Source organism: Pseudoalteromonas sp. P1-13-1a (genome assembly GCF_001401875.1).
Lineage (GTDB): Bacteria > Pseudomonadota > Gammaproteobacteria > Enterobacterales > Alteromonadaceae > Pseudoalteromonas.
In genome coordinates this window covers 141,443-166,344 of sequence record NZ_LKDV01000001.1, presented here as the reverse complement: position 1 = coordinate 166,344, position 24,902 = coordinate 141,443, and the positions used below count along the sequence as shown (strand labels likewise).

The window sequence follows — 24,902 nt, the reverse complement described above, 5'->3', positions numbered from 1 at the left end:
CATGGTGCTATTGATTGACTCAATCAATGCTATCCGTGATTTTCTCGACACTGGTGGCCAAGTCCTCTTGGTCATCGGGGTGTTAATCTTCGCGATGTGGTTATTGATACTCGAGCGATTTATATATTTTTTCAAAGGTTTTAGTCGTTACAAGCAAAAGCTAAAAGCGCAGTGGAAAAACCGTGCTGAGCGCAATAGCTGGAATGCTGAACAAATTCGCCAGGCAATGATCTCTCGTGCCTCAATGCGTTTAGACACCAACTTAGCGCTGATAAATGTAATGGTTGCATTGTGTCCGCTACTTGGCCTGCTAGGCACAGTAACCGGCATGATTGAAGTATTTGATGTAATGGCTATTACCGGTACGGGCAGTGCGCGCTCTATGGCATCAGGTGTTTCTAAAGCCACTATTCCAACCATGGCAGGTATGGTGGGTGCACTTTCGGGTGTATTTGCCTCTACGTTTTTACAGCGCAAAGCCAAGCGCGAAGTTGAACTACTACAAGACAGCATGGTTTTAGACCATTAAGTAATATTTTGATAAGCGGCTTATAGAGTCGCTCATCCTAGGAGAATAATGATGAGAGCCCCATTAGGAAATCTATTTCAAGAAGATGACGCAGAAGAAATTAACATGACCCCAATGCTAGACGTTGTATTTATCATGCTTATTTTCTTTATTGTTACCGCTTCATTTGTAAAAGAAGCCGGTATTGATGTAAACCGCCCAGAAGCCGCAACAGCGGTTAAAAAAGAACGCGCTAATATTTTAGTGGCTATTTCTGATAAGGGCGAAATTTGGATTAATAAACGTCAAATCGATGTACGTGCAGTGCAAGCGAATATTGAGCGCTTAAAAGCTGAAAACCCACAAGGGAGCGTGGTCATTCAGGCTGATAAAAAAGCCACCACTGATATGTTAATAAAAGTAATGGATGCGTCGCGTGCTGCGGGTGCATTTGATGTGTCAATTGCTGCACAAGATGCGTCTTAAGGGTTAGTCATGTTGCGATATTTAGTAGCATTAATAGTGGCGGGTGTAGTGACCTTTATGCTGTTTTTGGGCATGCAGGCACTGATCACCGGTGGTGAAGGTGCCATGTCGGAGCCAGTAAAAGGAAACGTTTTAGACTTTGTACGTTTGAAAAAAGAAGAAACCGTACAAAAGAAAGAACGTAAACCACAAAAGCCACCCACTCCAAAAGAGCCACCACCGCCTATGGAGTCACCGCAAATGCAAAATAATGATGCAAACGCGGCCAGCAATAATTTTGATTTTGGTGCCGATGTAAGCAGCGATGTTGATTTAGCAGGTGGATTAGCGCTTGAAACAAGTGATGGTGAATACCTACCCATTGTAAAAGTAGCCCCTGTGTATCCGCGTCGTGCGTTATCGCGTGGTATTGAAGGCTATGTCATTGTGGAATTTACAGTAACTAAGCAAGGCACAGTGCGCGACCCTCAAGTAGTAAAAGCGGTTCCCGAGTCACTCTTTGATAGAGCTGCGATGGATGCTGCACTTAAATTTAAATATAAACCGCGTGTAGTAAATGGTGAAGCCGTTGAAGTAGCCGGTGTTCAAAACAAAATATCATTCCAAATTAATGGTTAACATATCTTAATTGGATGAAATAGCGAGGCGATTATGAAATTACTACCTACAGCTAAATTTTTAAAAATAACGTTATTTTGTACTGCTGCAGTGAGTACAAGTATTGTGGTGCCAAGTACACTCAGCCTTATGCCTGGGCTAAACGTAGCCATTGCCCATGCTGAGCAAAAAACAAAACGTGTCCCCGCACTGCGCGAAAAGGTATATAGCCAGCTCGCTCGTGCGCAAAAGCTTGCCGACGAGGGCGATGTAAAAGGCGGCCTTGAAGCACTTGATAGCATTCAAGAGCGAGCGTCTAGTATGAACTCGTACGAAATTGCGATGATGCATAACTTTTACGGCTTTATTTATTACAACGAAAATGATTTGCCAAAAGCGATTGCCTCGTTTGAAAAAGTGGTAGCCGAGGAGGCTATTCCTGAATCATTACGTTTAAGCACCACGTTTAGCTTAGCGCAGCTTGCAATGGCGAATGGTGAGTATAAAAAGGTAATTGCGTTTTTAGATAAGTGGGATGAAATAAATACCAAACCGATTACTGAAGGGTATTACCTACTTAGAGCGCAAACTTACTACCAGTTAAAAGAATACTCAAAGGGGCTTGAGTACATCAATCAAGTGATTGCGCTTAGTGACAGCGAAGGTAAAACCCCTAAAGAAAACTGGCTTGTATTACAACGTGCTATGTATTACTCACTTAATCAAACTGACAAAGTAGTCGCTGTACTTGAACGTATGGTGAAGCTATACAATAAACCAGAGTATTGGGTTCAGCTAGCTGGTATGTACGGAGAAACCGGCAAAGAAAAAGAGCAACTCGCCGTAATAGAAGCGGCGTATCAACAAGGCTTTTTAAAAACCAAGTCTGACTTGAGGCAGTTATCGCAAACTTACCTTTATAACGGCCTGGCATATAAAGCAGCTAAAACAATGAGTGATGCGATAGAAAAAGGCCTTGTAGAAAAATCAGCGAAAAACTATGCCTTTATTGCAGAGGCCATGATTCAAGCTAAAGAAGATGAAAAATCGATTAGCTACTTTGCAAAAGCGGCTGACCTATCAGAGCATGGTAAGTACGATCAACGCCTAGCTGAAGTTTACGTTAACACCGAGCAATACGAAGAAGCCGCTGATGCTGCGCGTAAAGCGCTTGATAAAGGCGGTCTTGATTTTGAATCAAATGCTTACGTTGCGTTAGGTATGGCGCAGTACAACATGCAAAATTTTGATGCGTCAATTTTAGCGTTTGAACAGGCTGAAAAACATAAAAAATCTCAGCGTTTGGCACAACAGTGGATCAAATATGTAAAGCGTGAAAAAGTGCATGCAGAAACTCTCAAAACAGCTTTATTGTAAATTTTAAAGCGCTTTACTCATTAAAAAGTAACGCGTGCAAAACTATTTCATAATCGCAACACCAAAACCGCCTTAGGGCGGTTTTTTTCGTTGCTAAAATATTTAAGTTTTTGAATTTTAATTAATTACTATTGTCATCTTATGGTTACTAAAGTGTAACTGCTTTGTCATATCCCTGCAGTATCTTATTTGCATCCGATAACTCAGGTCACCTTAATGCATGAGTATCGTGCCTTAAAGTGACTTAAGTTTTTACTTAATGCACTAACAAAATAATTAAATACTTTAACGGAGTGAACAATGAAATTATCTGATTTATTTAAGGTCAGCCTAGTAGCAACTGCAATGACACTAGCTGGCTGTGGTGGCGATATCGAAATTACACCTACTGTAAACGATAACAGCTCAACAACAGATAACAGTGTTAATAATTCAAACAATACAACTGGTTCAACAACTGAAGAAGAAACTGTTTGTGCAAGCTACGAATCAGATGCAGGTACGGTAACAGGCGTAGTAAGTGGCATTGATTGTTTATACAACGACTCGTTTGCAAGTAAAACAATTTCTATCACAAGCAACATTACTTTCGCTGAGCTACCTGATGGCGGTGTTCACGTTTTTGAAGATGCATTACAAATTGGCGAAGACGGCAGCACTGTAGATGGCTTTGAAGTACCAGCAAATGGTCCAACAATGACTGTTGAACCAGGTGCCGTTTTAGCATTTGGCTCAGGTGAAGCAATTGTACGCATTGCACGTGGTGCAAAAATTCAAGCAGTAGGCACTGAAGAAAAGCCGGTTGTATTTACTTCTGCAAACGCGTTTGACCGTTTTGATACAGCAGGCGAAGGCGCACGCTACGCAGATTGGGGCGGTATCATCATTAATGGTAACGGCATTACTGACCAATGTACTGATGCAGAGCGTGACGGTGGTACGTGTAACGTAGCCTCTGAAGGTATTACAAGTTACTTTGGTGGTAACGATAATGCAGACTCTAGCGGTAATATTAAATGGGCTAAAATTTGGTACGCAGGTTCAGGCCCTCGCGTTGGTGGTGAAGGCGATGATTTGAATTCACTAACACTCAATGCAGTTGGCTCTGGTTCTGAGTTTGATTACCTACACATTCACCAAGGTTTTGATGACGGTATTGAAATTTTTGGCGGTGCTACAACGCTTAAACACGTAGCGGTAACAGATACACAAGATGATTCGTTTGACTTTGACGCAGGTTGGCAAGGTAAAGCTCAGTACTTATTTGTTCAACACGGTACTGTAACTTTAAATGACGGCACTGTAGTTAACATGGGTAACAATGGCTTTGAGTCTGATGGTGTTAAAGGTTCTTCTACCGATCAAGTGTCTCCATCTAACCCAACGGTGGCCAATGTAACGGTTGTAACTACAGATGGTAACTCGGTACGTGATGACGACCCTTCACAAGCTTACAAGTTTGATGACCAATTTAATTCAAGCATTTACAACACAGTTATCGTTAAGCAAAACGCAACTAACACGCAATGTATTGAGTTCTCGGGCGATGGTGAAGCACAAGCAGATAAAATCTCATTCACAAGCTCTGTAATGGCGTGTTCTGCAAACTTTACTGATACAGATACGTTTGCAAGCGGCCCATTAGAAGGTCAAACAAAAACAGCGTGGTTTGAAAATGATGGTGCTAACCAAATCTTAACTGATGATGTTGCAGTACTTGCAGATAACGGTTTTGCAACGAACACCGCGGCGAGCGAAGTAACGGTTACAGCAACAGACTTAAGCACAAGCGATTCATTTTTTGAAAGCGTAAACTACATTGGTGCGGTATCGGATCAGGATACAGACTCTAGCTGGTATAAATGGGTTGAAGCGGCTGTTACAGCAGCAAATGCTGACTAAATAGCACCCCATTATAACCTCTGATTAAAGGCGCCTTGTGGCTTGTTATTTAAGCGTCAGGCGCCTCTTTTGTATAACCTGATTAGGATTATCTCATGTCTAAAAAGCATAGACTCAATCATATTACCTGGGCAATTAGTTTAGGTTTAGTCGCTCATTCGACTAGCTTAATTGCTGCACAAGCCGATGAACAGTTAACAAACGAACAAGAAATAGAAGAAGTTGTTGCTGTAGGTACGCGTTTACAAGGGAGCGCTGCGGCAGTTGTAGAAGAACGTAAAAATCAAGCCTTTGTTGCCGATATTTTAGGCTCTGAACAATTATCACGCACGGGCGACAGTGATGCAGCATCTGCGCTTCGTCGAGTAACAGGCCTAACACTTGTTGATGGTAAGTTTATTTACGTTAGGGGCCTTGGTGAGCGTTACTCTAGTGCGCGTTTAAATGGCGCTTACATACCAAGCCCAGATTTAACCCGTAACGTTATTCCGCTGGATATTTTCCCTGCCAGTATTATTGAAAGTATGGCTGTTCAAAAAGCTTACTCTCCAGACATGCCAGCAGCGTTTGGTGGCGGTAATATAGATATTAGAACTAAAACCGCCCCGAGTGAATTTACCGCAGGCATTGAAGTAGGTGCAGGTTACGATACGGCATCAAGTGATGGCTTTACCTACAATCGTAACGAAAGTGGCATTCCAAGTGAGTTATCACAGGCTATTTCAACATACCGTGGTGATTTTAGTATTGGCAATATTGTTAGTCGTGAAGGCTTTGAAGATGGCGATTTAACACGTGCAGAACAAGCAACCGCTGTTAATAACGCACTTTTAAAGTCGCTTCCTCGCGATTATGAGTTAAAAGAAGAGTCGTTAGACCCGCGTTATAATATTAAAGCCCATTATGGTGATAGCTTTGAAGAGAGCTATTTTGGTGGCAAGGTTGGGTTTTTACTGGCAGGTGCTTACAAAAACGAATGGGATTTTGAAGAACGTTTTAGCTCAGTTATCACCCAAGATTTGGAAAACGAAGAAGGCAATGTAGATTGTACAACCTCGTTAGCGACCAGTGAAGATGTGAGTAACTCGTGTTACAACACAGTCAAAAATTCGCAAGTGACAACGGAAACCGAAAGTTATAACGGTTCATTAAGCTTGTCATACCGTTTAGGTACGCACAGTATTTCTGCTCAACAGCTTTACATTATTGATAATGAAGATGAGTCTGAAATTGCTATTTCGCAAAGCCCTGCGGGTAGTTCTACGTTTAGTATTGCGGGTGATGGGATTGCAAACCGTAATCATGAGTTTAATTACGAAGAACGCCAATTGAACATTACTCAAGTTATGGGCCAACATACCTTTTTAGATTATTTTGGTATTGGTGCCGATTGGCAGTACACCGAAGCTAAAGCAACGACTGATATACCTACCAGTGCCGATTTTGAGTTTCGTGACACTTATAATAGTGATGGCAGCTATGCCGGCTCGACTATTACAGGCGATGATAACCGTGTAATTATGTCATACACCAATATGGAAGAGCGTGTTAAATCGTACGGTGGTAACTTAACGTTGCCGCTTAGCTTAGAGTCTATGGAAGTTGAGTTTAAAGTTGGTTACGATTTTTCTGACAGAGCCCGGATATTTAATACCTCAAGCTTTGCTATAAACAATAGTGGTGGCTCAGGTATTTCAATAAATGATGGTAGCAATGATGCGCTTAATAATAGTGGCTTTTTAACTGACGATTTTATTGATAATAACGCTGTGTTAGTTGATTTTAATGAGCCAACAGCCCCAGATGCTGATGATTACGTTGCTGCGCAAAAGGTGGATGCAGGTTATGCGTCGTTTGATGTGTTTTATGATCAATGGATAAGAATAAGCGGTGGTATTCGTTATGAAGAATTTAAACAATCTTCTATCGGTACATCGAGCCTTATTTTTGATGAAGAAGATTTAAATACCTTTTACGATCCAGACAAAATTCAAGCAGGCTCTGTTATTTCCGATGATTGGTATCCGGCACTGTCTGTTACCTATATAGGGGGCGATGATTACCAGGTGCGCTTAGGTTACGGCGAAACAGTAGTACGCCCTGATTTTCGTGAAGTAGTGCCAGTTACATATTACGACCCATTGACCGACATTAGAACGTTTGGTCGCACAGGTATAAAAAGTAGCCCAATTAAAAACTACGACTTACGTTATGAATATTACGGACAAGCTGGTAATTCATTTAGCGTAGCGGCGTTTTATAAAGATATTACAGCGCCAATAGAAACAGTTTTAAACATTGGTGATGAAGATTACTCAGCATCGTTTATAAATGGTGAAACAGCAAAAGTTTATGGTATTGAAGCTGAATGGCTACAAGACTTAACCTTTGTAAGTGAAGGCCTATTTACTAGCGGTAATATCACATTGAGTGATTCTGAAGCGTCTATTGACCCAGCACTTGCGGGTACATTAACTAATCCTAAAAAACGTATGACGGGCCACTCTGAATATGTAGTTAATTTACAATTAAACTACGATTCATTAGATGGCATGCACAGCAGTTCATTAGTTTATAACGTATTTGGTGAGCGAATTTTAGCAGCCGGTGTTGCTAATAGAGATGATGCGTATGAGCAACCATTTCACTCACTGGATTTAGTTTATACTTATTACCCTGATTTTAATTCTAAGATTAAGTTTAAAGTTAAAAACTTACTCGATGAAGATCAAGAGGTAACACAATCAGACATTATAGTGCGCTCAAAAGAGCAAGGTGTAACGTTTGATTTAAGTTACAGCTACGAGTTTTAATTTTCTTCCCAAGGAAGGGGGTATAATAAAACCTAACTACCGATTAGCCCTGTATTTAATACAGGGCTTTTTTATGACTATGAAAAATATTTAAGTTTCGCTTTATTCACTAGTTTTAGGGCGCTTGGGGTGGTAGGTTAGCTCTATACTAATCAACTTAAATATCTAGTTATTCTAGTGTGCTAAATAAAACGTGAACGGCGTTATAAATTTTTGATGTATAACAGCTACATATAAAAATTTATGCCTTGTTATCTCGCTATTAATTTACCGCTATAAATGATTAATAACTTAATATGATTGGTTTTAATAAAAATTAATTCTCACGCAATGAATTTTAATTTTTAATGTATTAAGGCATCTTTTATGAATCAAACAGTGGAAAAAACAATGAAAAAAGTAGGATTAGTCGGTTGGCGTGGCATGGTTGGCTCTGTGTTATTAGAACGTATGCAACAGCAAAGTGATTTTGCTCATATCGACACCACCTTTTTCACCACCTCACAAGCTGGGCAACTCGGCCCAGATATTGCGGGCGACGCAAAACCGTTATTAGATGCAAGTGATGTAAATGAACTTGCTAAAATGGATATTATTGTTACCTGTCAAGGTGGTGATTATACCAAAGCGGTTTACCCTAAATTACGCGAATCGGGTTGGGATGGTTACTGGATTGATGCAGCTTCTGCACTTCGTATGGTTGATGACAGCATTATTGTACTTGACCCTGTAAATAAAGATGTCATTGAACAAGGTTTAGCGCAAGGCGTAAAAACTTTTGTGGGTGGTAACTGTACCGTATCGTTAATGCTACTTGCTTTAGGTGGTTTGTTTGAGCAAGACCTAATTGAGTGGGTAAGCCCAATGACTTACCAAGCGGCCTCTGGTGCCGGCGCTCGTAATATGAAAGAACTTATTGCACAAATGGGCGCTATTCATTCAAGCGTTGCCGAGCAACTAGATAACCCAAGTTCAGCTATTTTAGAAATTGATAAAATAGTGAGCGAAAAAATGGGTTCAAGCGATTTACCACAAGACCAATTTGGCGTGCCGCTAGCCGGTAGTTTAATTCCTTGGATTGACGTGCCAATGCCAAGTGGCCAATCTAAAGAAGAGTGGAAAGCTCAAGTTGAAGCGAACAAAATTTTAGGCTCCTCTAAACAGCCAGTGCCCATTGATGGTTTATGTGTACGTATTGGTGCAATGCGTTGTCATAGCCAAGCGATGACCATTAAATTACGTGAAGATATTAGCGTAGAAAAAATTGAAGAAATTTTAGCGTCGCATAACGAGTGGGTTAAAGTGATTCCTAATGAGCGCGAAATTAGTGCTACCGACTTAACACCAGTTAAAGTTACGGGAACATTAAGTATTCCTGTTGGGCGTATTCGTAAACTTGCTATGGGCCCTAAATACATCAGCGCATTTACTGTGGGCGATCAGCTGTTATGGGGTGCGGCAGAGCCACTTCGTCGTATGCTGCGCATTATTGTAGATGGTGAATAACTGCTGCATTATAAGCTGGTATGTTTTAAAAAAGGGTTAGCATATTGCTAACTCTTTTTAGTTAAGTGGCATTGCATACGCTACTTTATTTTTCCCCTCGTGTTTTGCTATATACAACGCTTTGTCTGCTAAATCTATTGCTTTATCAATTGGCGTGTTAACAGACTTAATGCTGATCACCCCAAAGCTTGCCGTAACATTTATGCATTGCTTTTCGTATTCAATAGGCTTACTCGCAAGAGTTTCTCGCAGTTTATCAGCAAACTGCTTTGCTTTTAGTTCTGAGTCTCTAGCTATGAGAATGACAAATTCTTCTCCGCCTAGTCGAGCAAAAATATCGTCTTTTTGTAAACACATTTTTATACGCTGAGTTGCTTGGACTAGCACTTCGTCTCCTGCGGCGTGTCCATAGTCATCATTTATATTTTTAAATGAGTCTATATCCCAATATATAAGGGATACATGCTGTTTACAGCCAAGTTGAGATTCAATTTTTTGTTGGCCAATGTCGTAAAAGCCACGTCTGTTAATACACTGTGTGAGTACATCAGTCATGGCCAGTTTTTGCATTTCTTGGGCTAAGTCTGAAGCCATTATAAAAATAATAAACACCGCCATACCGACATGCGCAGTCGGGACTGTGATAAAATTAATGAGTGTGTATAAATCTAAATAAGCTTGGTTTACTTGGCTGCCTTGCATAAGTGCAATCGTCGCAGCAATAAATAAACACACTCCACACACAGTGTAAGTAATGGCAGCTCCAATTTCGGCAGGTAGCGATTTAGCTTTATGTTTTATGATGATGACGGCATTGATCAGTAGCAGTAAAATATCGTAATAAATATACAACGACATGGATAAGCCTATATGAACATCTACGGCTTTATAATAATAAACTGAGGCCAAGGTAATTACAGCTAATGCTAATAAATACCTTAAATTAATAGGACTTCGAGCTCGAATAGCGTGTCCCCAAGTTCCCAAAATTACAGACCCCATAGATAAACTGACCCCTGTCATCCAATAGAGGGTGTCTGAGTCGAAGTGAGACCGCAATAAAATAGTCCCCCATTGGCATGCAGAAAGTATAAACGCGCCAGCCCAAAATAAAGCATACGACTTTTTACCTAGTGTAAACCACGCCATTAAAAATATAACAGACCAAATAATGCTGGTTAGCAAAAGAGTAATTAAAATAAAAAATATTGGGCTCATAGAGTCTATGTTCTTGTGTAAGTTATCTTTTACTGTAGTTGAGCTTATAAGTTTATTCGAGTGGGTTAGGTGTTTTTAGCCGTCGCTTTTGTAAATGTTTATGTATTGAGTGAATTTAGCTAATACTTATGTATTGTGCCTCGTGGTATGCCTTTTGCTCACAGTATTGTGATATACCTTTATTCGTTCGGTTTCAGCTTTTTGTGAGTATTTAATTCACTTTTACAGGTATTTTTTACTTAAACCGAGTTATTTATACCAATTGCTTTAATCAACTTATCTCTTTGAGAGTGAGCACATGTTCTCGGCGATGCAAAAACGCGTTATTTAATTTTTTCTAATTAAAATGTTAACGCTTGTAGCAACATCTATCGCTCAGCAAATTGATTGAGTCTTTATAGCGATTGGTATGAGCCTTCACATAAGGAAAGATAATGGCTTCAACTTTTAAAAATTCACGCGCAAAATGGTTTTATGCCTTGGTGGTTACTGCCTTGCTGCTAATCTTACTCAGAGCAATAGCCCCTTATGCCGTGCAATATTATGTAAATCAGCAACTTGAGCAAACCCAAGGCATAACAGGGCATGTTGGTGATGTAGATTTATATTTATATCGTGGTGCTTATGCGATTGACGATGTTGAAATTTACGCTGTAGATGCAACATCAGCCCCTAAACCTTTGTTGGCGATACAAACCCTTGATTTTTCACTTGCTTGGTCTGCCCTTTTGAAGGGCAATCTAGTCACTAACATGGCTTTTACCCGCCCAGAAATTGTTATTTACGATAAGGACCCATCAACCGCTGAACAAAACCAACAAGTTAAAGACGAAACAACGTGGATAGGCCTTGCCAATGATCTGGTACCGTTTTCAATCGATATGCTTCGTATAGAGAAAGGTAAAGTAACTCTAGTTAATGCCACCAGCGAAGGAGAGCAGCCTACCTATATATCAAATATAAACGCTAATATTAACAACATTACCAATGCACAAAACCTCTCTAAAACCTTAGTTACGAGTTTAAAAGTAGAGGGGCAACTAATGGGTGAAGCTAAGTTGTCTTTAAATGGTAAATTAGACCCCTTTACCGATAAGGCTAACTTTGATTTTAATGTTGAAGTGCAGCGTTTTGCGGTTAAAAACCTTGAAACTGTTTTTAAAGTGTATACCCCATTTGATATTGAAGCCGGCGGCATAGATGGCGCAATGGAGTTGGCCGCTAACAATAATAACTTAAATGGATATGTAAAAGCCGGTGTTCATGACTTAAGTGTTTTTTCGTGGCGTGAAGATATAGAAAAAGATGATGACGGCCTATTTACCGTTATTTTTGAAGGCAGTATTGATTTACTCGGTGCGCTATTAGAAAACGACGAGTCAGAGCTGGTGGCTGCTCGGGTGCCCATAGATGGACAGCTAGACAACGCTGATGTATCTACTTTTGAAGCCGTGATCTCGGTATTAAAAAACGCGTTTTTTGAAGCATTTAAAATGAAGGTTGACAATGTGATTTCATTTGAAAGCACACAAGAGCAACAAGACGAGTAACACAAATTCACTTAATTAAGCTCTTTATTTTAAGAGGGAAAACGTTTAGGTAGCAGGTAAAAAAATTCGTTATTAGTTGTTCTAATTGAGTGTGTTTTAACTCAGGTTGCGACACGTTTAACCCCGCAAAATGAGCAAGTATTATTGCAAATTGGTATTCCATACAGCCCTTTGTATTAACTCAGTACAAAGGGCTTTTTGAGCTTTTAGCTAGGTGTATTTTTATTTTCTGATGTTTTACTTAATAACGTTTTTAGCTCAGCTATTTGCGCTTGTAGCTCTAGCACTTGTCCCTGCGTTGCAGGCAGTGAGTTATTATCTGCTTTTAGCTCACGGGCACTGCGATGTTCTTCGCTCATTACTTCTAAAATAGCACCTACCATCATGTTTAAAAATACAAACGCAGTTAAAAAGATAAACGTGAGGTAGTAAATCCAGCTCAGCTCGTACACCGCCATAGTTTCGTACATAATGTCGGTCCAATCTTCAAAGGTGGCTATTCTAAATAGCGTAAGCATTGAAATGGATACATCTTGCCAAAGCACTGGGTTAATATCAGCAAACATCATACTGCCCATGGCTGCGTATATATAAAAAATAACAAACATTAGCAGCGCTATATAGCCCATTTGCGGAATGGCTTTTAGCAAGGAATTAACTAATAAACGCAGCTCAGGGATCATAGATACTAAACGCAGTACCCTAAATATACGTAGCAATCGGGCAAGTAACATGGTTGATCCTGCAGCAGGGTAGAGGCTACCAAGTACAATAATCGTATCGAATATATTCCAGCCCTTTGAAAAGAAGTCTTTTATACCTTTACTTGCAATAAAGCGAATAATTAACTCAATTAAAAAGAAGGCAGTGATCCCAACATCCATCCAATTAAGGGCAAATTCTACAGTCGGGTGAAGTGAGTAAGTGTGAGCACCTACCGTAAGAGCAGAAACAACAATAACAGCAATAACAAATGATTGAAATATCTTGCTTTTGTCTATACGCTGAAACAACTTTTGTAACTGCGACATCATAATTATGAATCCTATGCAAAGTAAGGTTTTATGGCGCTAATATACAATAATATTGTTGTGATTTAACCCATTTTTATCACTAAAAATGTAAGGGAATTTAATGATAATCAGTCAAATAACTAAAAGTGCATTGCTACTTGTGGGATTATCGGTACTTGCAGGGTGTAGCTCTGATGCCCGCTTTCACGAAATACAATCGGCACGTCTTGATGAATGTAATTATAAAGCTGATAAAGAGTATTATGAGTGCCTTGAACAACAAGATAAAAATTTCGAAGAATATAAAAAACAGCAAAACGAACAAACACAATAATCTATGACTAAAACACAAAAATTGCGCGACAAACAAATACGTCAAGCTCTCACTCACGCCTGTGAGCAAATAAAAGCGACTCATTATGGTTTTGCCTATTTAACTCACACCATTGATTTAAATAATGAAGCTAAGTCACTAAAAATAAGCTGCTATTTTGAAGATGATATAGCCTATCACGATGCCGAGGCGCATTTTTCTCAGCTAGTCGATATTATTAACGCTGAACTTAGCAAAATTAGCTTATCAGTAGCGGCTAACCAAATAGCGTTTTTAGTTGATTAACATTGGTTTGCCAAGCTATGGACGGTATAATTACCAAAATTATTTTTAGGATGTAAGGCATGGCTGTTCCATCGCGTTCGCAAATCACACCAGGTACAACCGTAAATATTGTATTAAAAGAAGATCAACGCAGCGGCACATTAACACAAGGTGTAGTCGAGCGTTTATTGACTAGATCACCTAATCACCCGCATGGTATTAAAGTACGCCTAGAAGATGGTCAAGTTGGTCGAGTGAAAGAGATTTTAGAATGACAGCGTTAACTGAGCAGGAATTTTGGGACTTAGTAACTACTCCCGACCTTGGGCTCGACCCACAAAGTGTAAGCGAAAACTTAAAAGCTAAATTGAGCGAGCTAACTGATGAGCAGCTTATTGCTTTTGATAAGTTTTTTGGTATTCACATGCGCAAATGTTTTACCTGGGATTTATTTGGCGCTGCATTTGTTATGGCCGGTTGTAACGATGAATACGGCTTTAGCGAATTTAGGTGTTGGCTCATCTCCCGCGGAAAAACAGTATTTAACAATGCTTTAGATAACGCCGACTCACTTGCACAGTGCACCCCAGTGTATTATTTAAATGAGCAACCTTACCCTTATATTGATGAGTATGATTTAATTGCGGGTTTACTCTATGAAGAGCGTAACGATGACGAATTACCTTTTGTACCCTCAGGGGAGCAACCTACAGGTAAGCGCTTTAAAGACAAACCCAAGTTTTTAAAACAAAGCTATCCGCAATTATTTGCAAAATACTGGCAGTAAAGTGTCTCTTAGTGGTTTATTTATTTAGTAAATAAACCACTTTGTTTTATTCCTCGTAAAACATAACCATAACACTGCATTATATAATGCTAAGTGCTGCGTCCTTTTTTTAGATTAAATCTCTGTTATAGTTATAAAAGTTAGCGCCGCACGTTACTTATTACGAGGATACGCCCACTTAATGAAAACTTTACTTTGTTTTTTAATTTCGACAACCTTTATTAGTGCATCTGCATTGGCTGCGCCGAGTAATAAAAGCCGTTTTATACCGTTATTAAAAACAATGCTTGGCGATTACCAGGTGGTAACTGCTAACTCCCCCTTATGTGTGGATAGTCAGTTGAGTTTAATTAACCCCGTTTACCCTGATGCGGGTTTTAAATTAGGCGAGCATATTGCGTTTGAAAGCCTACACAACGGCACCCGTACAACTAAAAAGCCAAATTTTTGCTTTGTAACTAGCTCTTATAAGTACAAAAGTGATGGTGTTGATAACAGCTTAAAAATGAGCCGCTGTATTGACCCTAATAACGAAAAAACCATCAGACAAAGCATTAAGTTTACCAGTGTTACAACGCTCAAATATACGCAGAGTACCCCGGCAGTAGAGTGCACATTTACAAGACAAGTTGATTAATTTACTTGCAATGAATTTGCGGTATATCGTGCCAGCGCGTTGTGTATTGGGGCGATAAGTAATCTCTGTTCATATGCCAGCCTTGGTTTAATTTGCTGCTGGCTAGAGTGAGTATGCCTTTTCCGTAGCGGTTGTTTATTGTATCAAGACACTGCATTAATTTAGGGTTATCGGCACTTTGGCTAAATAAATCGTTTTGCTGGTACTGCACCGAGGTAAGCTCTAAAGCACCTACACCACATTTATAAAACCGTACACCTGGCTGGTAAATATGAGTAAATACTTCTGATACAGCATTGGCCATTACGCAGGTATCGTTAGTGGGGGTGGCAAATTTATATATAAACGACTTTTTACAATAGCGGTCTTCATGTTTGCCCGTGGCGGCAAATATATACAGTTGTTTTGCTAGTGAGCGCTGCCCTCGTAGTTTACTGGCAACCGTAGTTACGTGGTTAATAAGGGCAGTTTTAAGAGCTGTTGGCTCACTGATCCGCTCACCAAAGCTGCGAGTAGAATATATTTCTCGCTTATCTTGGCGTACATCGTCCCATGTTAAACACGCTATACCATTTAGCTCACTTACGGTACGCTCTACCACCACACTAAACGCGCGGCGCATAGTTTTAGGGTTTTGCTGTGCCAGATCCCATGCTGTATGTATGTTCATTGTGTTAAGCTTTTTAGCTAGGCGCTTTCCTATGCCCCATACATCGGCGCAGCTCATTCTTTGTAAAACTGCTTGGCGGCTTTGCTCGTTATTTATAACGGCCACCCCATCAAACCCGCTTAGCTTTTTAGCTGCATGGTTAGCGGCTTTAGCAAGCGTAGGTGTTGGGCCAAAACCAACACCCACAGGGAGTTTAGTTTCGCGCCAAACGGTACGCCTTATTGTATGCCCGTACTCATGCCAGTTTTGTATAAGGGGTGTGTAGCCATTAAAGTGTAAAAACGACTCATCAATACTGTATATATACTGTGTGTCGCAAAAGCGGCCAATTATGTTCATCATTTTGGCGCTTAAATCGGCGTACAGCTCATAGTTACTCGAACGTACAACCACCTTGTGTTGCTCAAGCAGGTGCTTAACTTTAAAATAGGGGCCAAATTTAGGAATGTTTAAGTGCCGAGCAATAGGGCATACCGCACATACGCAGCCATCGTTATTAGTTAAAACCACCACAGGTTTAGAGCGAATAGCAGGGTCGAACACTTTTTCGGCACTGGCATAAAAAGCAACGGCATCGACTAAGGCGTACATTTTAATAACTCAGGGCTTGGGCGGTGCATTCTAATTGATAGTGTAACCACGCCCTCTAACTGAAACTCATCAGCTGGGGTTAGTTGTACCGGCTTATGTAAAGGCGATGCTGAAAGTAACCGCGCATTGGTTTTATCAAGTAACTTACACACAAATAAACCATTTAAGTTGGCAACAATAACATCGCCGTTATCGGCTTCCTCAGCACGGTCTACTACAAGCAAGTCGCCCTCAAAAATCCCCACTTCTTGCATGGAGTTACCCGATGCAATACCAATAAAGGTGGCGTCGGGGTGCTTTATTAATAGCTCATCAAGCGAAACACCAAGCTCGGCGTATTGCGCCGCGGGCGATTCAAACCCACACACACCGGCTTCTATATAAACGGGAATAACAAACATAACACAACCTAAAACGCATATACTGTATAAGTGTACAGTATATGCGTTTTATGTAAGTTATGCCAAGAAATGAAAGACAGATCACGCCATGTTTTTGATCATTTGTTGCGCGGTATCTAAAAAGTCTTTGATTTGCTGCGGGTTTAAGTTTTTACACATTTGCTCATTTATTTGCTGCTCAGAGGCTAATAACTTATCAAACAGTGTGTTGCCTTGTTCAGTGAGCGACAAAATAAAGCATCGTTTGTCGTGCTCACTGGCTTGCTTATTAATAAGGTTTAAGGCAATAAGATCTTTAATTAATCGGGCAATTTGTGCTTTGTCGCGCTGTGTTTTAGTCACAATGTCGTTAGCGGTACAGTTAGATGTACTGGCAATAATGTGTATACAACGCACGTGCATAGCATTAATACCAAGGTCGCCTGCGTTAATGGCCTCGCGTATTGTTACGCGGTAATTTTGCATCAGCTCAAATAGGGTATTTGATAAAAGCGTGTTCATAAGCTCTCTAATGGTTGACAATGTCAATTAGTTTGTTATAGTTGATTTTATCAACCAGTGGGGCGTTGTGCAATGCTTGCTTTAAACAGCAGTTAACTATTTTGTTAAACGAGGTGATTTTAAATGGGTAAACAAGTTCGCAAAGCTACGGTACTAAGTACTGAACAAATAACACCGCATTTACAGCGCATTGTTGTAGGCTCTGATGAGTTTTCGGATTTAACACAAGCGCATATTGGTTGTTATGTAAAAGTGCTTATCCCCCAAAATGGCAAAGTTGATTTTAATTTAAAAACCGCGTGTATGCGCTCTTACACAATAAGAGACATTGAAGAGGCAAGCGGTGCAATAACGCTCGACTTTGTAATAAATATGCACCAAGGCCCAGCTACGCAATGGGCTGTAACTGCAAAAGTTGGTGACAACGTAGGCGTAGCGGGCCCTGGCCCTAAAAAGCTTGATAATTACCAGCATCCGCATTATGTATTGTTAGGCGATTTAACCTCAGTTAATGCAATAAAGGGCTACATGCAGCAGTTACCCGCCAGCGCAAAAATTGACGCCTTTGTGCATGCCCCTACAGCGCAAGACATAATTAATCTACACACGCAGCGCGATGTTACTTGGTTAATTACAAATACCCCCGAGGCCGATATGCTCAGCGCGCTTAACAATTTAACAGTCACAAGTGAGCCACCTATCGTATTTATGGCATTAGAGGCAGGATTGGTACGTAAAACCAAAACCTTTCTTACGCAGGAGTGTGATATACCGCGCTGTAATATAGTTTCTTCTGGTTATTGGAAAAAAGGCCTGAACTCAGAGAGTTATAAAAAAGAGCGCCAGCAAAGCCCTGAACTTGCATGAATACCTTAAGGTAAGACAGTTAAACGCTATTTTTTCTTTTATCTGTTAGCTAACTTGAATTGAATAAATAGCAGACCCATTTAAGTGTTTTATGCTGATGATGAAGCCCATTGTTAGCGTGCATTTTAAGGAGCTGCTATTTTGTTATCTTCCATTCCCTTTTCGTTATTAGAGCTTGCCCCCATGATCAAAGGGGACAGTGTTTCTCATACGCTCAATAAAACCACTAAATACGCTCAGCGCGCTGACCAATTAGGGTTTAATCGCTTTTGGCTGGCTGAGCATCACAATATGCCCGGTATAATTTGTGCTGCTACTTCAATATTAGTAGGCCATATTGCAGGTAAAACTCAGCGTATACGTGTTGGCTCCGGTGGAATAATGCTGCCGAATCATTCGCCATTAGTTGTGGCTGAGCAATTTGGCACATTAGAGAGTTTATACCCTGGACGAATAGATTTAGGCCTTGGACGCGCTCCAGGTAGTGACCCGGTAACCAGCCGTGCACTGAATAATGATATGAGCCGCGCTGAAAACTTCCCAGAGGAGGTAACAGAGCTGCAAACATTACTAGGCCCATATAACGGTACTCACCCTATACGTGCTATACCGGGGGAGGACACAAACGTACCGCTTTGGTTATTAGGCTCGAGTTTATTTAGCGCCCAACTGGCCGCTAAAAAAGGGCTACCTTATGTATTTGCAGGGCACTTTGCACCGCGCTTTGTACACGATGCAATCGCACTATATAAACGAGAATTTAAAGCCTCAAATGTACTCCATAAACCCTATGTAATGCTTGCTATACCGCTGGTGGCAGCAGAAACTGACGAAGAAGCGCAATACCTATCTACCACCTCAAAGCAACGGGTACTTGAACTAATACGTGGTAAAGAGCTGTGGTTAAAACCACCGGTAGAGAGTATGGAAGGTTTATGGAGTGAGCAAGAGCGCGCTCATGTGGAAAGCTTTTTAAGCTTAAGCGTTATTGGCGGGCATGTGAGTATAAAGCATAAATTAAAAATGATAGCCAAAGAGCTAGAAGTGGATGAGTTTATATTTACAAACGACGTATACGACAGCGAAAAACGCCACCGAGCCCTAGAAATTTTAATGGAAATAAAGCACTAATTTAAAAAGGAGGTGTTTAGTTAAGCAAGCGTACACACAGGCCTTGCTAGTATATAGACATCATTAAAAGTGAATACAAACTTATTAGCTTTAAGTGATGTCTGAACAAACGATATCGACAATTAAATATACTATGAGTGCCAAGGACAAGGCCCGTTTAAAATTATGTATCGTTCTGTTTTATCAATCAAACTGATTTAAACAATCAATTTTAAGACATTGCTTTAGTTTTTTATAATGTAGTTATTAACCAAACATCATTAAATTAAAGGAAGGTACACCGTGAACGCTCTAACAACCGCAACGACTAATTCAGTTACTCATACAGCGCAGCCAAAAGTTGCACTGATAGCTGAAGGCGGCGGGCAACGAGGAATATTCACAGCCGGTGTACTTGATGCGTGGTTAGAGCAAAACTACGACCCATTTGATTTATTTATTGGCACTTCCGCCGGCTCGCAAAATTTAACTAGCTATTTAGCACGCCAAAAAGGCTATGCAAAACGTTTAATTAGAGGGCTTTCGCGTAACAAGCGTTTTTTTCAATTAGGCCGTGGTTTAATGGGTAAACACATTGTTGATTTAGATTGGTACTTTGAAAAAACCACCGAAGTAAACAGAGCTCTTGACTTTAAAACAGCTAAAAACAGTTTAGGTGAGCGAGAGTTGCTCATAACCGCTACAAACACTCGTGACAGAAAAGCTTATTACCTATCGCCAACAGGTGAAGGTAGGCAATGGCGAGATTTACTAAAGGCATCGAGCGCACTCCCTTTTTTGTATAAACAGGGGGTTAAACTAACGCCTTGGTTAGATACAAAAGCCGCAAACGAAGCACATTTAACTCAAGAGCAATCGAGTGAAGATTTTTATGTAGATGGTGGCTTAGCGGCACCATTGCCTGTACGCGAAGCTTATAACCGTGGTGCACGAAAAATTGTAGTAATAAGAACCGTTGATGAGCATTTTCAAGCGCAAACTGCATGGGTTCAAAAGCTTAGAACATTTGCATGTGCATCAGGTTACTGCCCAAAAACACTCGATTACTTGGTTCAGCACGAACAAGCATACCTAGACGAGCTGACGTTTATTGCTAATCCGCCTAGTGATGTAGAAATTATACAAATTTTTGCAGATGAAAAGCTGCACAGTAAATTATTAGGCAGCTCAAACGATGATTTACGCTTTGATCATAAGCTAGGTGTAAAAGCAGGCCGCGCTTATTTAAAAAGCCAAAATGCACGTATAGTAGATTACGCACATAGCTACGCCATGTAATTGGGTACCAACGCTTAAACTCTACTTAAGTTTAAGCGTTGGTAAAGTGCCTAAACAAAATTAAAGCTATGCTTTTTTTAAACTTATTGAAGGTTTTTTATTGCTAATAGCTGCACCTAATAAAATAAGCGCCAAAGCAATAAATACTGACCAACTAAAGGGAGCCTGCAAGGCAAGTATTAAAATAAAGGTAGAGAGCACCGGCGTTAAAAAACTGAACGAAGCTAATAGCGTTCGGTTACCAAATTTTAAACCATAATCCCATAAATAAAATGCACCGCCTACAGGGCCTAACCCCAATAAAATAGCGCCTAGCCATTGTGAAATAGATAAATTTATTACGGTTGTTTCAAAATAAAAATGTGCAAAAAGGGCAAGCACAGCCACAATAAGTGAAAGCCAGCCTATGTCATCTACATGGCTATTAAATTGCGACATTAAATAAGAATAACTCGACCATAATACTGCGCAGCATCCTGCAAAAAAATACCCTAAGTAATACTCACTATTGATAGATAACCCACTGCCATCGGTAATTAAACTAAGCGTGCCTAAAAAACCCAGTAATCCGCCCAATATTGATTTAAATTTAGCCCCTGGAGTAGCCACAAATACACCTAGCAATAATGGCCAAAGGTACACAATTAGGCTTACCTCGATTAAAGGACCGTATTTTAAAGCCATAAAATAACAAAAGTGAAAACCAAACAAACCAGTAACACCTATTATAATTTGCTTTTTAGAAAGCTTAGGCGGGGTTAATAATGGTTGTTTTGTAGCGACGCGTTTAACTAATAAAATAATAAAAGAGATTGAAAAGCATATAAAAAGTAACTCAAAAGCAGGCAGTGCTTTAGTTAAATTACCGAGTAATGCTAAAAGCCCCCACGAAAATATTGCTAAAAACCCTATGTGTGTTGCCATTAATTACCCTCCGTAAATACTATTTACTGAGTGTACCAATAGGCTGAAGGTTAAATATGCTAAAAAGACGGTGTTGTTGTTTGCTTAGGCGCAATTTACTGCTTTTTAAACGCCTTAGGTGGCTGCCCAAAGTATAAATTAAACCGACGGCTAAACGCTGAGGCATCGTTATAACCAATGCGCTCACCTACTAAAGCGATTGGTAGGTCTGAATGGGTTAATAAGGCGCGCGCATGCTGCATTCGTAACATAGTGATATATTGCAGCGCACTCATGTTGGTGTTTCTTTTAAACACAGTTTTAAATTGCGTAACGCTTAAACAGGCAATATTGGCCAGCTCTTTTAACGTGTAGGGATACGCTAAATTTTGCTTTACCGTGGTTATTACATTATCTATACGCTTATCAATATTACTGTGGCTGCTTTGCTCACAAAGTAGTAAATAAAATAAATCAAAGGTTGAGCTAGTCAGCTTTTCATCATTAACAACAAGCAGTTGCTGCTCTATAAATTGTAAGTAACTTAATAAACGGCTATCTATAGAGATTTTAGGGCATAAAAGGTTTATAAGGTTATCAGGCAGGGCATCTAAATCTGCCACAATAAAACGCGCGGCTTCATCGGCCGTAAAGGCATGCACTACGTTTTTCTCTATAACGATACAACTGCCCGTACTCACGGTTGTTTTAAAGTCATTATTTAACGATATAAAAATTTCCCCGTGTAGAGGTAACACGAGTTGATGGTAATTGTGCTGGTGGCACTTTATATCTTGCGAATAATACCGAATCGAAAGCTTATTCAATCTATACTCCATTAGCTAATACATAAACCGAGTATTGCCTATAATACGTTTAGTAAAACATCGCGTTAATAAACCTAAGTGGATGACAATAATATACTGGTTTCGCTATTTAAAATGCCTTCTATTTCGCGTACTTGCCTGAGTACGCCATCAAACTCACCTAAATTTGCTGCTTGTATTTCAGCCACTAAGTCCCAAGCGCCATTGGTAGTATGTAACTTAGTAAGTTCGGGTATACCACGCAAGGTTTTAATTACCTGCGAGGTCGATTTACCCACCACTTCAACCATCATAATGGCTCTTACAGCTTCGGTTTCTATGTGTTCGTGTACACGCACCGTAAAGCCCAATATAGCACCCGATGAAACGAGCCGGTCTAAACGGTTTTGGACTGTCCCGCGAGACACCTTTAAAACATCGGCTAGGGCTGAAATAGAAGCGCGGCCATCTTTTCTTAATTCGGCTATTAACGCGTTATCTAACGAGTCGTAAATATAAGGGGTCATAAAACGCCTTGGATTATGTGTTTAGTACAAATTACTAAATTTGTACTTTAATGCATAGCAATTTGCTAAAAAATACTATTATTTGTATAAAATTTTGGCATTTTAAGTGGCGTCTCTGGCCTATAAACTTATTTCAAATAATTTATTTAGTCATTAAAGAGGTATTTATGAGTCATTTTATCGCACAGCCTAAACAAGGTGTTCCATTTGTGAGCGTACAGGCAATGGCCAAACTTATAAATAAAATGGGCATAGAAAACGTGTTGCTAGAGCTTACTAAAAGGTTAGAGCAAGATTTTGCTCGCTGGCACGAATTTGATAAATCGCCACGTTATGCAGCGCACTCTCCAGATGGTGTAATAGAGCTTATGCCCGTAAGCGATGGCAAAATGTTTAGCTGCAAATATGTAAATGGCCATCCAAAAAACACATTTAAAGCGCTTCAAACAGTGGCCGCATTTGGTATTTTGTCAGATGTTGATAGCGGCTACCCAGTTATGATCAGTGAAATGTGTCTACTAACGGCCCTGCGAACAGCGGCTACATCAGCGCTTGTGGCAAAGTATTTAGCGCCTGAAAACTCAACAACGCTGACATTAATTGGTAATGGTGCACAGTCTGAGTTTCAGGCACTGGCTTTTAAAGCTGTGTTAGGCATTACTCACATTCGTTTATACGACATTGATAAAAACGCCTCACAAAAAGCCTACAACAACTTAAGTGGCTACGGCTTAAATGTCACTCTATGCAATAGCGCAGAAGAAGCCGTTCAAGGCGCGCACATTATTACAACCTGCACAGCCGATAAAAAAAATGCCACTATTTTAACCAGCGATATGATCCCACAGGGTGTGCATTTAAATGCCATTGGTGGCGATTGCCCTGGTAAAACAGAGCTTGATTCACAGTTACTAGAGCGTGCCACTGTGTTTGTAGAGTACGAGCCGCAAACCAGAATAGAAGGCGAAATTCAGCAAATGAGCGAAACCTTTGGCGTAACAGAGTTTCATAAAGTAATTAATAAACAAGTACCTGGGCGTACAAGTAACAACGAGCTTACTATTTTTGATGGGGTAGGTTTTGCAAGCGAAGACTTTACCGCATTGGTTTATATTAAAGACGCGCTGGTGGCTGCAGGTGAGTTTGAACTGCTTGATTTAATTACACAACAAGCCGATCCGCGTAATTTATTTTCGGTACTTAATAGTACACAAACAGCAAAAACTCCTAAGCAAGAGCAAGTGGCATGAGTTATATAAAGCAAGCACCCAGCGCTGTGGTGATGGTACGACCGCATCACTTTACATCTAACCCACAAACTATGTTAGACAACACGTTTCAAAGTACTTGCAACTCACAAAATCAGAGTCAGCATGCCTTTGATGAAGTAACCAATGCGGTTAAATTATTGCAAAACGAGGGCGTAACGGTTCATCTTTTTGAAGACGAACATACACACACACCGGATTCTGTGTTTCCAAATAATTGGTTTTCTACCCATCAAAGTGGCGAGCTAGTTATGTACCCAATGTACGCAGAAAACAGAAGATTAGAATATCGAAAAGATATTATTGATTTTTTGACTAATCACTATAAAGTGTTGTCTGTGACTGATTATTCATTTTTAGCGAAAGAAAATGCATTCTTAGAAGGCACCGGATCGCTTGTTATTGACCACCCACATAAGCTTGCTTATGCAGTAGAATCTAAGCGCACTACTAAAACCGTGGTTAATACAGTATGCGAGCAATTAAAGCTAAAACCTGTTGTATTTAATGCCTATGATAAGCAAGGTACTGCGGTTTATCATACTAATGTATTAATGTGTGTAGCCACAGAGTTTGCCATGATCAGCCTAGATATGGTGCCAAATAGTCAGCACAAACAATTAACTAACCATTTTATACAAAGCCATTTAGAAGTAATAAACTTAACTAATGAGCAAATAAGTAGCTTTTGTGGTAACGCAATAGAGTTACAAGGTACAAATGGTCGTATTTTAGCACTCTCACAAACGGCGTTTAATGCACTTACAACCGAGCAAAAAGCAGCAATACAAAAAACAGCTAAACTTGTTCCGTTACCTATACCAACCATAGAGTCGGCGGGAGGTTCGGTTAGATGCATGATTGCAGGCATTCATCTGCAAAGTAAATAACCTACCACTAAGTCAACATACTAAGGCAGCATAGCTGCCTTACTCTATGGCTAATATGCATAATTAAATGCCATTTA

26 protein-coding genes are annotated in these 24,902 nt (G+C 40.1%); 18 read left to right on the top strand and 8 right to left on the bottom strand.

The window, feature by feature from the left end:
• Position 1 precedes the first annotated feature (1 nt).
• The 7 genes from AN391_RS00795 to asd all read left to right on the top strand — a co-directional run bounded on the left by AN391_RS00795 (position 2) and on the right by asd (position 9,189).
• Positions 2-529: a MotA/TolQ/ExbB proton channel family protein gene (locus AN391_RS00795; RefSeq protein WP_055013617.1), complete on the top strand. Its 528-nt coding sequence runs from the start codon at positions 2-4 to the stop codon at positions 527-529.
• Positions 530-580: 51 nt separating this feature from the next.
• Positions 581-994, top strand: a complete 414-nt coding sequence (locus AN391_RS00790) for a biopolymer transporter ExbD (protein WP_055013616.1) — start codon at positions 581-583, stop codon at positions 992-994.
• A gap of 12 nt (positions 995-1,006) precedes the next feature.
• Positions 1,007-1,612 (top strand): energy transducer TonB, encoded by a 606-nt coding sequence (locus tag AN391_RS00785; protein ID WP_171042071.1) that lies wholly within the window; start codon positions 1,007-1,009, stop codon positions 1,610-1,612.
• Positions 1,613-1,645: 33 nt separating this feature from the next.
• Positions 1,646-2,968 carry a lipopolysaccharide assembly protein LapB gene (locus tag AN391_RS00780; protein WP_055013614.1) on the top strand — a complete coding sequence of 441 codons (1,323 nt, stop codon included), beginning with the start codon at positions 1,646-1,648 and terminating at the stop codon, positions 2,966-2,968.
• Positions 2,969-3,268: 300 nt separating this feature from the next.
• A complete protein-coding gene (locus AN391_RS00775; protein ID WP_055013613.1) occupies positions 3,269-4,870 on the top strand; it encodes a hypothetical protein in 1,602 nt (533 codons plus the stop codon).
• 95 nt (positions 4,871-4,965) lie between these two features.
• Complete coding sequence (locus AN391_RS00770; RefSeq protein WP_055013612.1) at positions 4,966-7,683, top strand: TonB-dependent receptor plug domain-containing protein; 2,718 nt, start codon at positions 4,966-4,968, stop codon at positions 7,681-7,683.
• 366 nt (positions 7,684-8,049) lie between these two features.
• Positions 8,050-9,189, top strand: a complete 1,140-nt coding sequence (asd, locus tag AN391_RS00765) for an aspartate-semialdehyde dehydrogenase (RefSeq protein WP_055013611.1) — start codon at positions 8,050-8,052, stop codon at positions 9,187-9,189.
• Positions 9,190-9,246: 57 nt separating this feature from the next.
• On the opposite strand, the gene AN391_RS00760 is transcribed toward asd, so the two are convergent.
• Positions 9,247-10,407 carry a GGDEF domain-containing protein gene (locus tag AN391_RS00760; protein WP_055013610.1) on the bottom strand — a complete coding sequence of 387 codons (1,161 nt, stop codon included), beginning with the start codon at positions 10,405-10,407 and terminating at the stop codon, positions 9,247-9,249.
• Between the two features lie 434 nt (positions 10,408-10,841).
• On the opposite strand from AN391_RS00760, the gene AN391_RS00755 reads away from it, so the two are divergent.
• Positions 10,842-11,957, top strand: coding sequence for a DUF748 domain-containing protein (locus AN391_RS00755; protein ID WP_055013609.1), 1,116 nt, complete (start codon positions 10,842-10,844; stop codon positions 11,955-11,957).
• Between the two features lie 206 nt (positions 11,958-12,163).
• Here the strand turns inward: AN391_RS00755 and AN391_RS00750 are convergent, their stop codons facing one another.
• Positions 12,164-12,991, bottom strand: coding sequence for an ion transporter (locus tag AN391_RS00750; protein WP_055013608.1), 828 nt, complete (start codon positions 12,989-12,991; stop codon positions 12,164-12,166).
• A 100-nt stretch (positions 12,992-13,091) separates the two neighbouring features.
• On the opposite strand from AN391_RS00750, the gene AN391_RS00745 reads away from it, so the two are divergent.
• From AN391_RS00745 to AN391_RS00725, 5 genes are all read left to right on the top strand, one after another.
• Entirely contained in the window at positions 13,092-13,304 is a 213-nt protein-coding gene (locus tag AN391_RS00745; protein WP_055013607.1) for a hypothetical protein, read from the top strand.
• Between the two features lie 3 nt (positions 13,305-13,307).
• Complete coding sequence (locus tag AN391_RS00740; RefSeq protein WP_055013606.1) at positions 13,308-13,589, top strand: hypothetical protein; 282 nt, start codon at positions 13,308-13,310, stop codon at positions 13,587-13,589.
• 59 nt (positions 13,590-13,648) lie between these two features.
• Positions 13,649-13,843 (top strand): YwbE family protein, encoded by a 195-nt coding sequence (locus tag AN391_RS00735; RefSeq protein ID WP_055013605.1) that lies wholly within the window; start codon positions 13,649-13,651, stop codon positions 13,841-13,843.
• Entirely contained in the window at positions 13,840-14,355 is a 516-nt protein-coding gene (locus AN391_RS00730) for a DUF4240 domain-containing protein (protein WP_055013604.1), read from the top strand. Before AN391_RS00735 ends, AN391_RS00730 begins: the two co-directional genes overlap by 4 nt.
• Positions 14,356-14,536: 181 nt before the next feature.
• Positions 14,537-14,992 carry a hypothetical protein gene (locus tag AN391_RS00725; protein WP_055013603.1) on the top strand — a complete coding sequence of 152 codons (456 nt, stop codon included), beginning with the start codon at positions 14,537-14,539 and terminating at the stop codon, positions 14,990-14,992.
• A 1-nt stretch (position 14,993) separates the two neighbouring features.
• On the opposite strand, the gene AN391_RS00720 is transcribed toward AN391_RS00725, so the two are convergent.
• The 3 genes from AN391_RS00720 to AN391_RS00710 form a co-directional block, all read right to left on the bottom strand.
• Positions 14,994-16,253 carry a Y-family DNA polymerase gene (locus AN391_RS00720; protein ID WP_055013602.1) on the bottom strand — a complete coding sequence of 420 codons (1,260 nt, stop codon included), beginning with the start codon at positions 16,251-16,253 and terminating at the stop codon, positions 14,994-14,996.
• Positions 16,241-16,654, bottom strand: coding sequence for a LexA family transcriptional regulator (locus AN391_RS00715; RefSeq protein WP_055013601.1), 414 nt, complete (start codon positions 16,652-16,654; stop codon positions 16,241-16,243). Before AN391_RS00715 ends, AN391_RS00720 begins: the two co-directional genes overlap by 13 nt.
• Before the next feature lie 81 nt (positions 16,655-16,735).
• The gene (locus AN391_RS00710; protein ID WP_055013600.1) at positions 16,736-17,155 is read right to left on the bottom strand and encodes a MarR family winged helix-turn-helix transcriptional regulator; all 420 of its coding nucleotides are present in this window, start codon (positions 17,153-17,155) and stop codon (positions 16,736-16,738) included.
• 123 nt (positions 17,156-17,278) lie between these two features.
• Here AN391_RS00710 and AN391_RS00705 point away from each other — a divergent pair, with 123 nt between their 5' ends.
• The 3 genes from AN391_RS00705 (at position 17,279) to AN391_RS00695 (ending at position 20,431) form a co-directional block, all read left to right on the top strand.
• Positions 17,279-18,022: a siderophore-interacting protein gene (locus tag AN391_RS00705; protein ID WP_055013599.1), complete on the top strand. Its 744-nt coding sequence runs from the start codon at positions 17,279-17,281 to the stop codon at positions 18,020-18,022.
• 141 nt (positions 18,023-18,163) lie between these two features.
• Complete coding sequence (locus AN391_RS00700; RefSeq protein ID WP_082429288.1) at positions 18,164-19,153, top strand: LLM class flavin-dependent oxidoreductase; 990 nt, start codon at positions 18,164-18,166, stop codon at positions 19,151-19,153.
• 282 nt (positions 19,154-19,435) lie between these two features.
• Positions 19,436-20,431, top strand: a complete 996-nt coding sequence (locus AN391_RS00695; RefSeq protein WP_055013597.1) for a patatin family protein — start codon at positions 19,436-19,438, stop codon at positions 20,429-20,431.
• 66 nt (positions 20,432-20,497) lie between these two features.
• Here AN391_RS00695 and AN391_RS00690 read toward each other — a convergent pair whose 3' ends face one another.
• The 3 genes from AN391_RS00690 to AN391_RS00680 form a co-directional block, all read right to left on the bottom strand.
• On the bottom strand, positions 20,498-21,355 hold the full coding sequence (locus AN391_RS00690) for a DMT family transporter (RefSeq protein WP_055013596.1): 858 nt from the start codon (positions 21,353-21,355) through the stop codon (positions 20,498-20,500).
• A 95-nt stretch (positions 21,356-21,450) separates the two neighbouring features.
• The gene (locus AN391_RS00685) at positions 21,451-22,161 is read right to left on the bottom strand and encodes an AraC family transcriptional regulator (RefSeq protein ID WP_082429287.1); all 711 of its coding nucleotides are present in this window, start codon (positions 22,159-22,161) and stop codon (positions 21,451-21,453) included.
• A 74-nt stretch (positions 22,162-22,235) separates the two neighbouring features.
• On the bottom strand, positions 22,236-22,667 hold the full coding sequence (locus tag AN391_RS00680; protein WP_054201566.1) for an Lrp/AsnC family transcriptional regulator: 432 nt from the start codon (positions 22,665-22,667) through the stop codon (positions 22,236-22,238).
• A 167-nt stretch (positions 22,668-22,834) separates the two neighbouring features.
• Between AN391_RS00680 and AN391_RS00675 the strand changes: the two genes are divergently transcribed.
• Together AN391_RS00675 and ctlX are read left to right on the top strand one after the other, a co-directional pair.
• Positions 22,835-23,917: an ornithine cyclodeaminase gene (locus AN391_RS00675; protein WP_055013848.1), complete on the top strand. Its 1,083-nt coding sequence runs from the start codon at positions 22,835-22,837 to the stop codon at positions 23,915-23,917.
• Positions 23,914-24,825 (top strand): citrulline utilization hydrolase CtlX, encoded by a 912-nt coding sequence (gene ctlX, locus AN391_RS00670; protein ID WP_055013594.1) that lies wholly within the window; start codon positions 23,914-23,916, stop codon positions 24,823-24,825. The genes AN391_RS00675 and ctlX overlap by 4 nt, the downstream gene beginning before the upstream one ends.
• Positions 24,826-24,902: the final 77 nt, after the last annotated feature.

What these genes read in the sequence shown, in the direction of transcription:
- AN391_RS00795 (WP_055013617.1), top strand. Translation starts at nt 2, where the DNA reads ATGGTGCTATTGATTGACTCAATCAATGCTATCCGTGATTTTCTCGAC.
- AN391_RS00790 (WP_055013616.1), top strand. Translation starts at nt 581, where the DNA reads ATGAGAGCCCCATTAGGAAATCTATTTCAAGAAGATGACGCAGAAGAA.
- AN391_RS00780 (WP_055013614.1), top strand. Translation starts at nt 1,646, where the DNA reads ATGAAATTACTACCTACAGCTAAATTTTTAAAAATAACGTTATTTTGT.
- AN391_RS00775 (WP_055013613.1), top strand. Translation starts at nt 3,269, where the DNA reads ATGAAATTATCTGATTTATTTAAGGTCAGCCTAGTAGCAACTGCAATG.
- AN391_RS00770 (WP_055013612.1), top strand. Translation starts at nt 4,966, where the DNA reads ATGTCTAAAAAGCATAGACTCAATCATATTACCTGGGCAATTAGTTTA.
- asd (WP_055013611.1), top strand. Translation starts at nt 8,050, where the DNA reads ATGAATCAAACAGTGGAAAAAACAATGAAAAAAGTAGGATTAGTCGGT.
- AN391_RS00760 (WP_055013610.1), bottom strand. Translation starts at nt 10,407, where the DNA reads ATGAGCCCAATATTTTTTATTTTAATTACTCTTTTGCTAACCAGCATT.
- AN391_RS00755 (WP_055013609.1), top strand. Translation starts at nt 10,842, where the DNA reads ATGGCTTCAACTTTTAAAAATTCACGCGCAAAATGGTTTTATGCCTTG.
- AN391_RS00750 (WP_055013608.1), bottom strand. Translation starts at nt 12,991, where the DNA reads ATGATGTCGCAGTTACAAAAGTTGTTTCAGCGTATAGACAAAAGCAAG.
- AN391_RS00745 (WP_055013607.1), top strand. Translation starts at nt 13,092, where the DNA reads ATGATAATCAGTCAAATAACTAAAAGTGCATTGCTACTTGTGGGATTA.
- AN391_RS00740 (WP_055013606.1), top strand. Translation starts at nt 13,308, where the DNA reads ATGACTAAAACACAAAAATTGCGCGACAAACAAATACGTCAAGCTCTC.
- AN391_RS00735 (WP_055013605.1), top strand. Translation starts at nt 13,649, where the DNA reads ATGGCTGTTCCATCGCGTTCGCAAATCACACCAGGTACAACCGTAAAT.
- AN391_RS00730 (WP_055013604.1), top strand. Translation starts at nt 13,840, where the DNA reads ATGACAGCGTTAACTGAGCAGGAATTTTGGGACTTAGTAACTACTCCC.
- AN391_RS00725 (WP_055013603.1), top strand. Translation starts at nt 14,537, where the DNA reads ATGAAAACTTTACTTTGTTTTTTAATTTCGACAACCTTTATTAGTGCA.
- AN391_RS00720 (WP_055013602.1), bottom strand. Translation starts at nt 16,253, where the DNA reads ATGTACGCCTTAGTCGATGCCGTTGCTTTTTATGCCAGTGCCGAAAAA.
- AN391_RS00715 (WP_055013601.1), bottom strand. Translation starts at nt 16,654, where the DNA reads ATGTTTGTTATTCCCGTTTATATAGAAGCCGGTGTGTGTGGGTTTGAA.
- AN391_RS00710 (WP_055013600.1), bottom strand. Translation starts at nt 17,155, where the DNA reads ATGAACACGCTTTTATCAAATACCCTATTTGAGCTGATGCAAAATTAC.
- AN391_RS00705 (WP_055013599.1), top strand. Translation starts at nt 17,279, where the DNA reads ATGGGTAAACAAGTTCGCAAAGCTACGGTACTAAGTACTGAACAAATA.
- AN391_RS00690 (WP_055013596.1), bottom strand. Translation starts at nt 21,355, where the DNA reads ATGGCAACACACATAGGGTTTTTAGCAATATTTTCGTGGGGGCTTTTA.
- AN391_RS00680 (WP_054201566.1), bottom strand. Translation starts at nt 22,667, where the DNA reads ATGACCCCTTATATTTACGACTCGTTAGATAACGCGTTAATAGCCGAA.
- AN391_RS00675 (WP_055013848.1), top strand. Translation starts at nt 22,835, where the DNA reads ATGAGTCATTTTATCGCACAGCCTAAACAAGGTGTTCCATTTGTGAGC.
- ctlX (WP_055013594.1), top strand. Translation starts at nt 23,914, where the DNA reads ATGAGTTATATAAAGCAAGCACCCAGCGCTGTGGTGATGGTACGACCG.